The organism is Allgaiera indica (assembly GCF_900106675.1).
In the GTDB taxonomy this organism is placed as follows: Bacteria; Pseudomonadota; Alphaproteobacteria; order Rhodobacterales; family Rhodobacteraceae; genus Acidimangrovimonas; species Acidimangrovimonas indica.
On record NZ_FNOB01000006.1, the window covers coordinates 189,035 to 203,190 of the forward strand.

Sequence of the window (14,156 nt, forward strand, 5' to 3'; positions counted from 1 at the left end):
CGGCCGTTGACCCTCGAGGGCTGGCAGGTCTGGGACCTGGTCGGGCGTCTCGGCGGCCAGCTGCGCGTGCTGCCGGGCGCGGTGATCGGCTGGGACATGAGCGCGGCACTGGCGCTCGGTGACGCTCTCGGATTGCCACCCGCCGCCACGGCGGAATTGTTGCCGATCATCGAAGCGGTGATGGTGACCAAGCTCAACGAACATATGGAACATTCCGATGGCGGAAAAACGGGTTAGCGTCCGCCTCGCGGCGGCCGGCGGCCGGCAGGTCCGCGCCGAGCTGGAGGGTGTCGGCGAGGCCGGCAAGCGCGGCTTCGGACGGCTTGCCCAAGAGATGGAGGCGGCCAACGCCCGGCTTGCGGGCTTCGCACGGCGGGTGCGGGTGGCCGCTGCCGCCGCCGTCGCGGCCGCCACGGCCGCAGGCGTCGCCATGGTCCGTTCGGGGCTGCAAACCGTGGATGCGCAGGCCAAGCTGGCGCAATCGCTCGGCACCACCGTTGCCTCGGTCCAGACGCTCGAGCGGGCGGGCAAGTTGGCGGGCGTGTCGATGTCCGGGATCGAACAGGCGACCAAGGACCTGACCCGGCGGCTGAGCCAGGCTGCGGCCGGAACCGGCCCGGCCGCGCAAGCATTGGAACGTCTGGGGCTGTCTGCGTCCGACCTGCTGGCCCTCCCGCTCGACGAGCGCGTCGGCGCGATCAACGCCGCGATCGAGGATTTCGTGCCCGCCGCCGAGCGCGCCGCCGTCGCGGGGCAGCTTTTCGGCGAGGAAGGCTCCATCGCCATGAGCCGCATGGACACCGCGACGCTGCGCCAGGCGACCGAGGACGTGCGCGCCTTTGGTGTCGTGGTTTCGGAGACGGACGCCGACCAGATCGAGCGGACGAACGACGCGATCTCCCGGCTGGGGCTGATCTGGCGCGGGCTCGCGAACCAGCTGGCTGTCGCAGCGGCCCCCGCGTTGGAAGCCGTCGCCGATGCCATGGCGACACTCGCGAGCCGCACCGGCCCGCTCGGCAAGGCCATCACCGGGCTCTTCGACAATATCGGCCGACTGACCACCTATGCGGCCACCTTCGCGGGTTTCCTCGCCAGCCGCTGGGTCGCCGGGCTGGCCGCTGCCGCTCTGTCCGTGCGCGGCCTTGCCACGGCTCTGGTCGTCCTGCGCGGGGCACTCATCCGCACCGGCATTGGCGCCCTGGTCGTCGGCGCGGGCGAGTTGATCTACCAGTTCACGAAGCTGGTGCGCGGCGCCGGCGGCTTCGGCGAGGCGCTCGAACTCATGGGCAATGTCGCGAAGGCGGTCTGGGACGGGATCAAGGTGACCGTCACCTCCTTCGTCGATGACTTCCGCGCCATGCGCGCCGACATCGAGGCGATCTGGCTGCGGCTCATGGCGTTCCTGTCCTCGAAGTGGGCCGACTTTCTCGCCCAGATCGGGCCAACCTTCAACGCGGTCTCGGAGCAACTCGGGGCCGATGCCCGGATCGATGTCTTCGGGGCGCAGAGCTACGCGTCGTATCTGGACCATGCAGCCAGCAATGCCGGCCACCAGGCCGATGCGCTGCGTTCCCGCGCCGCCGACACCCGCGCCCACGCCTTCGATGGCGTGCGCGAGGCCGTGGACGCGCTGAGAGCCGCGATGCAGGCAAGCGGTGAGGATGGGGCGGATGCACTCGACCAGGCGACTGCGGCGGCCGACCGCGTGAGCGAGGCGCTGGACACGGCCGGTCAGGCGGGCCGGGCCGCGGGAGCCGCCAATGTCGACGGCGCGGAGCAGGCGGCAACCGGTTGGGCGGCGGTCACCGCGACGCTCGCGGACTATGCCAGCAAGGCCCGCGACATCGGCGCCGATATCGGCCAGAGCCTCGTGGGCGCCTTCCGCAGCGCCGAGGACGCGGTGGCGGAATTCGTGAAGTCCGGCAAGCTGGATTTCCGTGATTTGGTGACTTCCCTGATCGCCGATCTGGCGCGGCTCGCGGCAAGGCGGTTCATTCTCGGTCCCATGGCCAGCGCCCTCGGTGGCATTCTCGGTGGCGCGGGCGGGCTCCTTGCCGGGGTGTTCCACGCGGGCGGTGTGGTCGGCGGGCCGGCACCATCGCGCATGGTCCCCGCCATGGCTTTCGCCGGGGCACCCCGGATGCATGCCGGTGGCGCGGTGGGCGCTCCCACCTGGGTCGGCCTCAGGCCCGACGAGGTGCCCGCGATCCTGCAGCGCGGCGAGCGGGTGCTGTCGCGCCGCGAGGCACAGAGCTACGGCGCCGACGGCGGCGTCACCATCAACATCAAAACCCGCGACGCCGAGAGCTTCCGGCAATCGCGCACGCAGGTCGCGGCTGACATCGCCCGGGCGGTGGCGCTCGGGCGCAGGGGGCTCTGATGGCATTCCACGAAGTCCGGTTTCCCGACAATATCAGCCGGGGCGCCCGGGGCGGCCCCGAGCGCCGCACGCAGATCGTCGAGCTTGCCTCGGGCGACGAGGAGCGCAACGCAAGCTGGGCGAACTCGCGCCGACGCTATGACGTCGCCTACGGCATCCGCCGCGCGGACGATCTAGCGGCGGTGGTCGCCTTCTTCGAGGCACGCAACGGTCGCCTCTATGGCTACCGCTTCAAGGATTGGGCGGATTACAAGTCCTGCACACCATCGCAGACGCCATCGGCGACCGATCAGGCGATCGGCACCGGAGACGGCGTGACGACCGATTTCCAGCTGGTGAAGGCCTACGCGTCGGGATCGCAGAGCTGGACCCGGGCCATCACCAAGCCGGTCGCGGGTTCGGTTCTTGTGGCCATCGACGGCACTGAACAGACCTCCGGCTGGTCGGTCGACACCACCACCGGCATCGTCAGCTTCACGGCCGCCCCGGCTTCTGGCGCCGTGATCACCGCCGGCTTCGAGTTCGACGTCCCGGTCCGCTTCGACACCGACACGCTCGACGTGACGCTCGACTTCGAGCGCCTCGGCTCCATCACCTCCATCCCGCTCCTGGAGATCCGGCGATGAACGACAATTCCGGCTTCGTGGCGACGGTGCTGCGCGACCTTGCGGCCTCGACGGCGGTGATCCTGGCCGCCTGGGGCGCGCTCGGGGGCGCCACTAACGCGCTGACCACGAAGATGCGCCTGCGCGATGCGCTGCGTCACATCCTGCTCGGCGGGTTGATCGCCGCCGGCATGGGCAGCTTCTCCATGGCCGTCATCACCAGCTGGCTGGGCCTGCCACCGCAGGCGATCCCGGCCGGGGGGGCAGCGGGCTCGGCCGCCTATCTCGTCGGTGTTTTCGGACCAGCGGTGATCGAACTGGTGCTGGCCCGCCTTCGCCAGGCGCGGGAGGGCGGCGATGACTGAACTCGTTCGCGTCCTGCGCGGCCTGCGGCGCCTCACCGACGACCCGCGTGACGCTTTTGCCCACCGTCTGCGCATCGGCCTCGCGGTCGCCGCGCTGATCCTGATCCTTTCGCTTCTGAGGTAACCCCATGCTTATGACAGACCGGGGCCTCATGGCCCTTGCCCGGCACGAGGGCATCGTGCCCGGGCCCTACCGCGATTCCACCGGCACCTGGACCTTCGGCATCGGCCATACCGCGGCTGCCGGGCTGCCCGATCCGTCCTCCATGCCGCGCGGCATGCCCCAGGACCTGGACGCCGGGATCCGCGAGGCGTTCCGGGTGTTTCGTGCCGACCTGGCCCGCTACGAGGTCGACGTCCTGCGCGCCGTGACCGTGCCGCTGGCGCCGCACGAGTTCGACGCACTGGTCAGCTTCCATTTCAATACCGGTGGCATTTCTCGCGCGTCGCTGGCCCGGCACCTTAATGCCGGCGATCGCGTAGCCGCCGCCGATGCGTTTCTGAACTGGCGCAAGCCCGCCTCGATCATTCCGCGCCGGGAGGCCGAGCGCGACCTGTTCCGCCATGGCCGCTATCCCGACGGCACCATCCCGGTCTGGTCCGTGGACCGCACGGGACGCGTGGACTTCTCGCGGCCGATCCGTCGCCTGACCGAAACGCAAGCGCTGGACCTGCTGCGTCCCGCCAAGCCCGCCATTTCCGCAACCCCCAATCTGCCGACCGGCTGGCTCGCCCGGCTGGCCGCCATCCTGCGCCGCCTGTTCAGAAGGAGCTGATCCCCATGCGCTATTTTCGGCCCAAATCCTTGACCTGGTGGGCGGGACTGCTCGCCATGCTCACCGGCATCGCGTCGCTTGTGCTGCCCGCCGCTGGACCAGTTGGCGAACTTGCCCGCTTCATCACGCTGCTGGCTGGCAGCGGCGACGCATCACCTGCAGGACTCATCTTCCTCGGTCTCGGCCTCATCGGTCTGCGCGACCGGATCGAGCGGGGGTTCCGTGGCGATGGTTGAGTTCCTGATCTGGCTGGTCGCGGCTCTGGGCGCGGTCGGAGGCATTGTCCTGGGACGGGTCTGGGGCCGCGTGGAAGGCAGACGCACGGGCAAACGGGAGGCGGAACGTGATGCCTTGGAGAATAGCCATGAGCGGATGGAGCGGGGCCGCGCGGCGGTGGCGAAGGGCCGCGCCGGCGGCGATGATCCTGCTCAGCGGCTGCGCCGCAACGATGGGCACTGGTGACGCGGGGTGCATTTCCTACGCCGAGGCCTGGCTGGCCCGGCCACCGGCGGAAACCGTGACGCAGGTTCCGCCGGACTGGGCCGACTGGATCGCCGATCTCGACGACCGCATGACGGGAACCTGCCGATGAAATCACTCTTGCCCGCACTGCAATCCCATCTCGACGAGGGCACGACCACGCTTGCCTGGTGCTGGCGGATCACGCGCGCTGACGGGCAGGTGTTCGGCTTCACCGACCATGATCGGGCGCTTTCCTTCGATGGAATCAGCTTCGAGCCGGAAAGCGGATTTGCGGCCTCAGAGCTTCGCGCCTCGGGTGATTTGGCGGTTGACGCGCAGGATGCAGAAGGCGTGCTGCGATCGGGCGTCATCACCGAGGCCGACATCGCCGCGGGGCTCTGGGACGGGGCGGCGGTCGAGGTCTGGCGGGTGAACTGGCAGGATACCAGCCAGCGGGTGCTCATGCGACGGGGTGCGATCGGCGAGATCCGGCGCGGGCGCGTGGCCTTCACCGCCGAGATACGCTCGCTTGCCCATGTTCTGGATCAGCCCGTGGGGCGGAGCTTCCAGGCCGGCTGCGACGCGGTGCTGGGTGACGGGCGCTGCGGGATCGATCTGGAGAACGCGGCCTGGAAGGGCGCCGGCACTGTCGCGGTCCTGTTGCGCGACCGGGCGTTCTCGGCAGCGGGGCTTTCGGGCTTCGCCGCGGGGCTCTTCACCTTCGGCACGCTGACCTGGGACACCGGCGCCAATACCGGGAGGTGCGTGGAGGTGGAGCGCCATGAGGTCGCCACGACGGGTGAGGCCGTCATCACGCTGCTGGAGCCGCCCGCGAGCCCCATCGCCGGGAACGACACCTTCACCATCCGCGCGGGCTGCGACAAGGCCTTTGCCACTTGCCGCGACCGCTTCGCCAACACCGTCAATTTCCGGGGCTTCCCGCATATCCCCGGTAACGACACGGTGTTGCGCTACGCGAGCCAGGGGAAGGCCAATGACGGGGGTGTGCTTTGACCACAGGTTTCATCCTTCGACCCGTCGCGCGGGCGAAGGTGATCGCGGCGGCGCGCGCCTGGCTCGGCACGCCCTATCACGACCAGCAGAGCGCGAAGGGCGTTGGCTGCGACTGCCTCGGGCTTGCGCGCGGCATCTGGCGCGAGGTGGTTGGGCCGGAACCCTTCCCGATCCCGCCCTACAGCCGCGACTGGGGCGAGGCCGGGCCGCGCGAAGTGCTCGCCGAGGGCGCGCGCGACTGCATGATCGAGGTGGGGAGGCATGATCCGCCACCCGGCGCGCTCCTGATGTTCCGCATGCGCGAGCGGGCCATCGCCAAGCATGTCGGCATTCTGACAGACACCGGCACCCTCATCCACGCCCGCGAACGGTTGGGCGTGATCGAGGAATCCTTCACTCGGTCCTGGCGGCGGCGTCTGGCCTTCGCCTTTCTCTATCCGCAACCCCGGAGGCGATAATGGCCACGCTCGTGCTCGGCCTTGCCGGTCAGGCCATCGGCGCCTCGATCGGCGGCGGTCTCCTCGGCATCTCCGCCGCCACCATTGGTGGCGCGATCGGCACCATGGCGGGCTCCGTCGTGGACAGCTGGATCGTGGGCTCCCTCCAGCCCGACCAGCGCTACGAGGGCGCGCGGCTCGACAGCCTGCGGGTCACCTCGGCCACCGAAGGCACGACGATCCCGCGCGTCTTCGGCCGCATGCGGATCGGGGGCAACATCATCTGGGCGACCGACTTCACCGAGCATGTGAGCACCACGACCCAGGGCGGCGGCAAGGGCGGTGGGCCCAAGGTCACCACCACCGAGTATTCCTACACCGCCTCCTTCGCGGTTGCGCTCTGCGAGGGCCCCATCACCGGCATCGGCCGGATCTGGGCTGACGGCGAGTTGCTCGATACCTCGACCGTCACTTGGCGCTGGTATCCGGGCGATGAGGCGCAGGCGGCCGACCCGTTCATCGCCGCCAAGATGGGGGCCGAGGGCGCGCCAGCCTATCGCGGCACGGCTTACGTGGTGTTCGAGGAACTCGACCTCACGCCTTTCGGCAACCGCATCCCACAGCTTTCCTTCGAGGTCTTCCGGCCGCTTGCCGACCCCGACACCGCCGAGGGGGCGATCCGCGCCGTCACCATGATCCCCGGCGCGGGCGAGTTCGTCTATGCCACCGAACCGGTGATGCGGGTGGAAGGCGCGAAGACAACGCCCGAGAACGTCCATGCCGAGACAGACAGGGCGGATTTCCTGGTCTCCCTCGACCGGCTCGAGGCGCTGGCGCCGGCGGTCGAAAGCGTGTCGCTGGTGGTTTCGTGGTTCGGCAACGACCTGCGCGCGGGCAACTGCACCATCCGCCCGGGCGTCGAGACCACCACCAAGACCACCACCCCGCAGGTCTGGCAGGTGAACGGCGTGGACCGCGCCTCGGCACATCTGGTGTCGACCGACGCCGACGGCCGGCCCGTCTATGGCGGCACGCCGAGCGACTCGGCCGTAGTGCAAGCGATCCGCGAGCTCAAGGCGCGGGGCTACCGCGTCACCTTCTATCCCTTCATCCTCATGGATGTCCCCGAGGGCAACAGCCTGCCGTATCCCTACAGCGACAACGCCGCGATCCTCGGCCAGCCCGCGCTGCCATGGCGTGGGCGGATCACCTGTTCACCGGCGCCGGGTTACGCGGGCACGGTCGACAAGACGGCAACGGCGGCCGGCCAGGTCGCGGGTTTCTTCGGCAATGCGCAGGTCTCTGACTTCGCCGTCTCCGGCGAGACGGTCTCCTGGACCGGCGGCAATGACTGGGGCTGGCGGCGGATGATCCTGCACTACGCCCATCTCTGCGCGGCGGCCGGCGGAGTCGATGCCTTCCTGATCGGCTCCGAACTGCGCGGGCTGACCACCATCCGCGACAGCGCGAAGAGCTATCCGGCGGTGGCGGAGCTCCGGAGCCTCGCGGCTGATGTGCGCGCGATCCTCGGGCCGTCCACCAAGGTCAGCTACGCCGCCGACTGGTCGGAATACTTCGGCCACCATCCGCAAGACGGCAGCGGCGACGTGTTCTTCCATCTCGATCCGCTCTGGGCGGACGGCAGCATCGATTTCGTCGGGATCGACAACTACATGCCGCTCTCCGACTGGCGGGACGGCTTCGAGCACGCGGATGCGGTTGCGGGCGCGCCGGCGGTGTATGACCGTGCCTATCTGCAGGCGAACATCGCCGGCGGCGAAGGGTTCGACTGGTTCTACGTGAACGCGGCGGACCGCGAGGCGCAGATCCGCACGCCGATCTCGGATGGGGCCTATGGCAAGGACTGGGTCTTCCGCTACAAGGACCTGGTGAGCTGGTGGTCGAACCCGCATTACGACCGCCCCGGTGGCGTTGAAAGCGCGACGCCGACGGCATGGACGCCACAGTCCAAGCCCATCCGCTTTACCGAGTTCGGCTGCCCCTCCATTGACCGGGGCACGAACCAGCCCAATGTCTTCCATGACCCGAAATCCTCGGAAAGCGCGGCGCCGTATTTCTCACGGGGGTGGCGGGACGATGCCATCCAGCGGGCCTATCTCGAGGCCACCGCGCTCTACTGGGGCGACCCGGCGAACAATCCAGCCTCGAGTATCACCGGCCTGCCGATGGTCGACACGGGCGACTGCGCCGCCTGGTCCTGGGACGCCCGCCCGCACCCGTTCTTCCCGGCCCTCACCGACGTCTGGTCCGACGGCGCCAACTGGCAACTCGGACATTGGCTCACCGGGCGGCTCGGCGCGGTTTCTCTCGCCGCGCTGGTGCGTCATCTCTGCCTCGCCGCTGGCATGGACGCCGCACTTATCGACGTCTGCGGCCTCTGGGGCGCGGTCGAAGGGTTGGTAATCCCCGCCATCGAAAGCCCGCGCACCACCATTTCCATGCTCGCCCGCCACTTCGGCTTCGATGCCGTGGAAAGCGAGGGCGTAATCCGCTTTGTCATGCGTGGCCGCGCGTCCGTTTCCACCATCACGCCCGACGACCTGGTCGCAGGAAACGGCGAGGACATCGAGCGCACCCGCGGCCAGGAGACCGAGCTGCCCCAAGTTCTGCGCTGGAGCGTTGCCCGCGCCGACGAGGATTACGACAGTGCGCTGGTCGAAGCCCGCCGCATCATCACCGGGGCCGTGCGCGTCACCGCCGAGAACTTCCCGGTGGCCGTCGCGCCAGAGGAGGCCGAGCGCCGCTGCCGCCGTGCTCTGATGGAAACATGGACCGCGCGCGAGCGGGCGACATTCGCCCTGCCGCCCTCGCGCCTCGCCCTCGATCCGGGCGACGTGGTGGCGCTCGAGGACCCCGGCACAACCGAGTTTCGCCTCACCCGCATTGCCGACGGGCTCGCCCGCCTCATCGAGGCCGTGCGCCAGGACCGCGAGGTCTACGACCTGCCGCCCGGGGCTGGGCGCACAGCCGCCGTGGCCCGCTCCGTGCCCCTCGGCGCGCCGCAGGTGGCGATCCTCGATCTGCCGCAGCTGACCAGCGCCCACACGTCACCGCGCCCCCTCATTGCCATCGACGCCGATCCCTGGCCTGGCACGGTTGCCGTGCTGCGCAGCCCTGAGACGTCCAGCTGGGCGAGTTTCGCCACCATCACCCGCCGGGCACGGATCGGGACGCTGGCCAGCGATTTTCCATCCGGACCCGCTTGGCGATGGGATCGGGGTGCGGTGCTGGAGATCGACCTCCCTTGGGGCCAGCTTGAAAGCGTCACCGACCTGCAACTCTTTGGCGGCGCCAATGCCTTCGCCGTGGAGAGTGCGCCGGGAACATGGGAGGTGCTGCAGGCCCGCGACGTGACGCTCATCGCCCCCGACCGCTATCGCCTGACCACGCTCCTGCGTGGGCAGCGGGGCACGGAAGCCGCGAATGGCAACCCAGCCCCGCCGGGGGCGCGGGTCGTGGTGCTGGACGGCGCCGTGACTGAGCTGCCGTTTACGGCCGGCGAGATCGGGCTGCCATGGAACCTCGCCGTGGGGCCCGCTACCCGGCCCGTGTCGGATCCCAGCTACACCATTCTGTCGCTGACGCCATCGGGTGCCTCGCTCCGCCCCTTCGCACCGGTGCATCTCGGGGCAAGGGCCGAGCCGTCGGGCGACATCATCCTTTCCTGGACCCGCCGCTCCCGCGACCCGGCCGCAGACAGCTGGGAGGCGACCGAGGTGCCGCTCCTCGACCAGCCCGAAGCCTGGGAGATCGACATTCTCGACGCCGCCGCCGTGAAGCGGACGCTGACGGCGGGCACCGCGACGGTCACCTACAGCACGGCCGATCAGATCGCCGACTGGGGCGCGGCGCTGGTGCCGGGCGCCACGCTGACCATCCGCGTGGCCCAGCTCTCGCCATCCCTCGGACGCGGCAGCCCTGCCGAGTCCTCCCTGACCATCGCATGAGGCATCCATGACCACCCCGAACCTCGCGCTTCCCTACATCACCGCCGCGCAGGCGCAGAAACACGTCACCCACAACGAAGCCCTCGACCGGCTCGATGGCCTCTTGCAGCTTTCCGTGAAGGACCGGGATCTGACCGCGCCGCCCGGCAGCCCCGCCGAGGGCGACCGCTACATCGTCGCCACCGGCGCCACCGGCGCATGGGCAGGTTGGGACGGCGACGTGGCGATGTTTTCGGGTAGCGCGTGGGTGCGGCTCGCGCCGCAAACAGGCTGGCGGGTCTGGATCGAGGATGAGGCGGTGCTGCTGGTCTTCGATGGCGCAGGGTGGATCGGCGTCACGCCGGACGCGCTGCAGAACATGACCCGTCTGGGTCTCGGCACCACCGCCGATGCCGCCAATCCGTTTTCGGCCAAGCTGAACGGGGCACTCTGGACCGCGCTCACCGCGCCCGAGGGCGGCAGTGGCGATCTGCGCGTCACCCTCAACAAGGAAAATGCCGCCGGGGTTCTGTCTTTCCTGCTTCAGTCGGGGTTTTCCGGGCGGGCGGAATTCGGGCTCCTCGGCTCCGACGATCTGACCCTGAAGGTGAGCCCGGACGGCGGCGCCTGGCGCGACGCACTAACCATTGATCGCGCCACCGGCATCATCGACCAGCCCCGACTGCCACGATTCAAGGCCTATACCAACTACGACAATTACGTCGCGCTCACCGCCTGGACGAAGATCGGCATCAACGCGGTCGAGGCCAACAATCAGGGTGCCTTCGACCCCGCAACCAATCTCTTCACCGCGCCCGTCGCCGGCACCTACCTGTTCGGCGCGAGCCTGCTCTACAAGGTCAATGCCAGCACCTCAGCCCGAATGCGCGGGCGTCTGGTCCTGAACGGCACCACCGAAATCCGGGGCTCGTTCGGCGAGGTCTCCAGCTCCCATCAGACGCTCGCCACGGCGCTCTGGCTGCAGACCATGGTGCCGCTGAGCGCGGGCGATACCGTCGAACTGCAGGGGTATTTCCGCGCGGCGGATGGGTATTTCGCGGCGGATCATACGTCTTTCTGGGGGGCGAAAGTGGGGTGACGACCTTGGATAATGTGCCTCCATTGAAGATCGGGCATGACGCCTTCTACATCAGATTGGTAACGGTGATCCAAAGGGGTGGACAGCCGTGCGAAATACCCGGCCGATTGCAATTTGATACGTCCGCACCGGTGTTGGAGGGCGTGGTCTTTGATCACTTAGTTTTCAATTTGCAAAGTATGTTTGCTAATAGTAATCATCAGGCATGTCAAATGACTCCACCAGTACGATCCTGGCCGTTACACAGGACAGCGACCTCCGGATGGTACTTGAGCGCGCTCTAAAACGCGATCGGGCCTACCGGCTGTCTATCGTTTCGACGGGGCGCGAGGCGCTGTCGCGGCTGGAAAGCCATGACGTGGATCTGGTGATCTGCGATTCCGACGGCGCCGGAGATCAGAAATCCGTCCTGCTGGCCAAGGTCCGGCTTTCGCATCCGCGCCTGCCGCGTGTCATTGTCGCTTCGCAGCGGTCGCTGGGCGAGGCGGACAAGCTGGCGCGTGACAGTGCCGCCTATCTTTTCCTGACCAAACCGGTGGTGGTCTCGCAAGTGAAACTGGCGGTCAAACGGGCGCTCGAACTGACGGAGCTGTCGCGCAGACATCGGATCGTGACGCGCGAACTGCACCTGTCCGTCGATGACGATCTGTTTGACGAAAACAGGCGGCTGTCGGTCTCGGGCGGTATCTCGAAATTCGAACGCCTGGTTTATGCCAGCCCGAAAATGGCCGATGTGGTGTCCAAGGCCAAAACGGCCGCAACGACCGAAATGCCGGTGCTGATTACCGGGGAAACCGGCACCGGCAAGGAGCTTCTGGCCAAGGCGATCCATTTCAACTCCGACCGCGCCGACTCGCCGTTGCACATTCAGAACTGTGGCGGCATCGACGAAACCACCCTGCGGGCGGAGCTCTTTGGCCATCTCGCCGGGGCCATTCCCGGCATCGCGGCCGAACGGCTGGGGCTGTTTCGCGCCGCCGACGGGGGGACGGTGTTCCTCGACGAGATATCCGAGGTCTCGATGACGTTTCAGGCGGCCCTGTTGCGCCTGCTACAGGAAGGCGAGGTCAAGCCAGTCGGGTCGGACGAGGTGTATCATGCCGATGTGCGCATCATCGCCGCCACCAACAAGCCGCTCGACGAAATGGTCGCGCGCGGGGAATTCCGCAAGGACCTCTACTATCGTTTGAACGGCTTCAGCCTGACAATTCCGCCTCTACGTGAACGGCGGGAGGATGTTAGCGCGTTGGCAGAGTTCTTCCTTGAAAAATATGCCGGCGTGATTGGGCGGCGGGTGCTGGGATTTACTTCCGAGGTTCTGGCGATCCTGTCGCGCCACCGATTCCCGGGCAATGTGCGCGAGTTGGAGAACGAGGTTCAACGCATGGTCGCGGTGGCCGAACAGGGCGGCTACATCTCGGAACGGCACTTGTCACCCGAGTTGGAAAAGCTCAGGTTCGCCGAAACGCTGCCGCAGGGTCTGGAGATCACCGGCGGCACGCTGAAAGAGATGGTGGAAGAGATGGAGGCCCGGATCGTGGAATCCACGCTGGCGCGGCATCAGTGGAACCAGACGCAGGCGGCGCAGGATCTGGGCCTTTCGCGGGTCGGTCTGGCCAACAAGATCAAGCGCTACGGTCTGGCCGAAAAGGCCCTGTAGGAAAGGCCGGTGACATGACCGATTCGGATCACACCGAGAACGACAAGACCGTGATACCGATGCCTTTCTCGCGGCGTTATCCGACATCCAGCCAGAAGGTAAAGGATCTTGGTCTGTCCGACCTGTCCCGGCAGGTCGAACCCTCGGGCCGCGGTGCCAAGGGCCACTGGTGCAGCCGCTGCCGGGGCATCTGGTACAGCTATTTCCTCGAGGCGGAATGCCCCAGATGCGGCAACCGGCACGGGTGATCCGCAAACTTTCTTTGCACATGCCAAGATGCTTTTCGCCTGCTGCCTGACGAAAAATTAGGCGCTGACAGAATCGCCCCCCCCGAATATCGTAAGACATGACGCCGCGCATCTTCCGATGGTCCGGCGCACGAAAACGCGGTGGCCAGCCGCGTAAGTCAAAGGGCGGTTCATCCGCCGAAGGGAGGAACAATGGCCAATCTGTTGTGGCTTCAGGGCGGAGCCTGCTCGGGCAATACCATGTCGTTTCTGAACGCCGAGGAACCCAGCGCCTGTGATCTGGTGACCGATTTCGGAATCAATGTGCTGTGGCAACCATCGCTGGGTCTGGAACTCGGCGACGATGTGAAGGCGATTCTGGAAAAGTGCATCTCGGGCGAAATCAAGCTCGACATCTTCGTGTTCGAAGGCACGGTGATCGACGCGCCCAACGGCACCGGCGAATGGAACCGGTTCTGCAACCGCCCAATGAAGGAGTGGGTCAAGGAATTGTCCGACGCCGCCGATTTCGTGGTGGCCATCGGCGATTGCGCCACCTGGGGCGGTATTCCCGCCAATGCACCCAACCCGACCAACAGCAAGGGTCTGCAGTTCCTCAAGCGGGACAAGGGTGGCGCGCTGGGGGCCGGGTTCACGGCAAAATCCGGTTTGCCAGTCATCAACATCCCGGGCTGCCCCGCGCATCCCGACTGGGTGACGCAAATCCTGGTGGCTGTGGCCACAGGCCGTGCTGGCGATCTGACGCTGGACGAATTCCAGCGCCCCAAGACGTTCTTCTCCAGCTTCACGCAGACCGGCTGCACGCGGAACATGCACTTTGCCTACAAGGTCTCGACCACGGCCTTTGGTCAGCGCAAGGGCTGTCTGTTCTATGATCTGGGCTGCCGTGGACCGATGACCCACAGCCCCTGCAACCGCATCCTGTGGAACCGCCAGTCTTCCAAGACCCGGGCCGGCATGCCCTGTCTGGGATGCACCGAGCCGGAATTTCCGTTCTTTGATCTGGCGCCGGGCACCGTCTTCAAGACGCAGACGGTCATGGGCGTGCCCAAGGACATGCCCGAGGGCGTGGACAAGAAAGGCTACATCAAACTCACGGCCGCCGCCAAGGGCGCAGCCCCGGCATGGGCCGAAGAAGACATATTCGTCGTCTGATACGCGAC

At 67.4% G+C, this 14,156-nt stretch carries 15 protein-coding genes; all 15 read left to right on the plus strand.

Features of this window, described 5'->3' with window-relative positions:
* Positions 1-6 precede the first annotated feature (6 nt).
* The 15 genes from BLV97_RS07500 (at position 7) to BLV97_RS07565 (ending at position 14,148) form a co-directional block, all read left to right on the plus strand.
* Positions 7-237, plus strand: a complete 231-nt coding sequence (locus BLV97_RS07500) for a DUF7697 family protein (protein ID WP_035843651.1) — start codon at positions 7-9, stop codon at positions 235-237.
* A complete protein-coding gene (locus BLV97_RS07505) occupies positions 218-2,380 on the plus strand; it encodes a phage tail tape measure C-terminal domain-containing protein (RefSeq protein WP_092163997.1) in 2,163 nt (720 codons plus the stop codon). The genes BLV97_RS07500 and BLV97_RS07505 overlap by 20 nt, the downstream gene beginning before the upstream one ends.
* Complete coding sequence (locus BLV97_RS07510) at positions 2,380-3,006, plus strand: DUF2460 domain-containing protein (protein WP_035843647.1); 627 nt, start codon at positions 2,380-2,382, stop codon at positions 3,004-3,006. Before BLV97_RS07505 ends, BLV97_RS07510 begins: the two co-directional genes overlap by 1 nt.
* The gene (locus BLV97_RS07515; RefSeq protein ID WP_035843646.1) at positions 3,003-3,350 is read left to right on the plus strand and encodes a hypothetical protein; all 348 of its coding nucleotides are present in this window, start codon (positions 3,003-3,005) and stop codon (positions 3,348-3,350) included. The genes BLV97_RS07510 and BLV97_RS07515 overlap by 4 nt, the downstream gene beginning before the upstream one ends.
* The gene (locus BLV97_RS21770; RefSeq protein WP_280138175.1) at positions 3,343-3,474 is read left to right on the plus strand and encodes a hypothetical protein; all 132 of its coding nucleotides are present in this window, start codon (positions 3,343-3,345) and stop codon (positions 3,472-3,474) included. Before BLV97_RS07515 ends, BLV97_RS21770 begins: the two co-directional genes overlap by 8 nt.
* A gap of 4 nt (positions 3,475-3,478) precedes the next feature.
* A complete protein-coding gene (locus BLV97_RS07520) occupies positions 3,479-4,126 on the plus strand; it encodes a lysozyme (RefSeq protein WP_035843644.1) in 648 nt (215 codons plus the stop codon).
* A 5-nt stretch (positions 4,127-4,131) separates the two neighbouring features.
* Positions 4,132-4,362 carry a hypothetical protein gene (locus tag BLV97_RS07525; RefSeq protein ID WP_035843641.1) on the plus strand — a complete coding sequence of 77 codons (231 nt, stop codon included), beginning with the start codon at positions 4,132-4,134 and terminating at the stop codon, positions 4,360-4,362.
* Positions 4,363-4,490: 128 nt separating this feature from the next.
* Entirely contained in the window at positions 4,491-4,718 is a 228-nt protein-coding gene (locus BLV97_RS20705) for a hypothetical protein (RefSeq protein ID WP_143037499.1), read from the plus strand.
* Complete coding sequence (locus BLV97_RS07535) at positions 4,715-5,602, plus strand: DUF2163 domain-containing protein (RefSeq protein WP_035843637.1); 888 nt, start codon at positions 4,715-4,717, stop codon at positions 5,600-5,602. The genes BLV97_RS20705 and BLV97_RS07535 overlap by 4 nt, the downstream gene beginning before the upstream one ends.
* Positions 5,599-6,060 (plus strand): NlpC/P60 family protein, encoded by a 462-nt coding sequence (locus tag BLV97_RS07540; protein WP_244520985.1) that lies wholly within the window; start codon positions 5,599-5,601, stop codon positions 6,058-6,060. The genes BLV97_RS07535 and BLV97_RS07540 overlap by 4 nt, the downstream gene beginning before the upstream one ends.
* A complete protein-coding gene (locus tag BLV97_RS07545) occupies positions 6,060-10,007 on the plus strand; it encodes a baseplate multidomain protein megatron (RefSeq protein WP_035843634.1) in 3,948 nt (1,315 codons plus the stop codon). Before BLV97_RS07540 ends, BLV97_RS07545 begins: the two co-directional genes overlap by 1 nt.
* 7 nt (positions 10,008-10,014) lie before the next feature.
* Complete coding sequence (locus BLV97_RS07550) at positions 10,015-11,085, plus strand: DUF2793 domain-containing protein (protein ID WP_035843632.1); 1,071 nt, start codon at positions 10,015-10,017, stop codon at positions 11,083-11,085.
* 205 nt (positions 11,086-11,290) lie between these two features.
* Positions 11,291-12,745, plus strand: coding sequence for a sigma-54-dependent transcriptional regulator (locus tag BLV97_RS07555; protein WP_035843630.1), 1,455 nt, complete (start codon positions 11,291-11,293; stop codon positions 12,743-12,745).
* Positions 12,746-12,759: 14 nt separating this feature from the next.
* Positions 12,760-12,993 (plus strand): hypothetical protein, encoded by a 234-nt coding sequence (locus BLV97_RS07560; RefSeq protein ID WP_035843629.1) that lies wholly within the window; start codon positions 12,760-12,762, stop codon positions 12,991-12,993.
* Positions 12,994-13,185: 192 nt separating this feature from the next.
* Positions 13,186-14,148, plus strand: coding sequence for an NADH-quinone oxidoreductase subunit B family protein (locus BLV97_RS07565; protein ID WP_035843626.1), 963 nt, complete (start codon positions 13,186-13,188; stop codon positions 14,146-14,148).
* The last annotated feature ends 8 nt before the right edge of the window (positions 14,149-14,156 follow it).

Bases quoted from the DNA above. Each gene is read 5' to 3' on its own strand.
- BLV97_RS07505 (WP_092163997.1), top strand. From the start codon at position 218: ATGGCGGAAAAACGGGTTAGCGTCCGCCTCGCGGCGGCCGGCGGCCGG.
- BLV97_RS07510 (WP_035843647.1), top strand. From the start codon at position 2,380: ATGGCATTCCACGAAGTCCGGTTTCCCGACAATATCAGCCGGGGCGCC.
- BLV97_RS07515 (WP_035843646.1), top strand. From the start codon at position 3,003: ATGAACGACAATTCCGGCTTCGTGGCGACGGTGCTGCGCGACCTTGCG.
- BLV97_RS21770 (WP_280138175.1), top strand. From the start codon at position 3,343: ATGACTGAACTCGTTCGCGTCCTGCGCGGCCTGCGGCGCCTCACCGAC.
- BLV97_RS07520 (WP_035843644.1), top strand. From the start codon at position 3,479: ATGCTTATGACAGACCGGGGCCTCATGGCCCTTGCCCGGCACGAGGGC.
- BLV97_RS07525 (WP_035843641.1), top strand. From the start codon at position 4,132: ATGCGCTATTTTCGGCCCAAATCCTTGACCTGGTGGGCGGGACTGCTC.
- BLV97_RS20705 (WP_143037499.1), top strand. From the start codon at position 4,491: ATGAGCGGATGGAGCGGGGCCGCGCGGCGGTGGCGAAGGGCCGCGCCG.
- BLV97_RS07535 (WP_035843637.1), top strand. From the start codon at position 4,715: ATGAAATCACTCTTGCCCGCACTGCAATCCCATCTCGACGAGGGCACG.
- BLV97_RS07545 (WP_035843634.1), top strand. From the start codon at position 6,060: ATGGCCACGCTCGTGCTCGGCCTTGCCGGTCAGGCCATCGGCGCCTCG.
- BLV97_RS07550 (WP_035843632.1), top strand. From the start codon at position 10,015: ATGACCACCCCGAACCTCGCGCTTCCCTACATCACCGCCGCGCAGGCG.
- BLV97_RS07555 (WP_035843630.1), top strand. From the start codon at position 11,291: ATGTCAAATGACTCCACCAGTACGATCCTGGCCGTTACACAGGACAGC.
- BLV97_RS07560 (WP_035843629.1), top strand. From the start codon at position 12,760: ATGACCGATTCGGATCACACCGAGAACGACAAGACCGTGATACCGATG.
- BLV97_RS07565 (WP_035843626.1), top strand. From the start codon at position 13,186: ATGGCCAATCTGTTGTGGCTTCAGGGCGGAGCCTGCTCGGGCAATACC.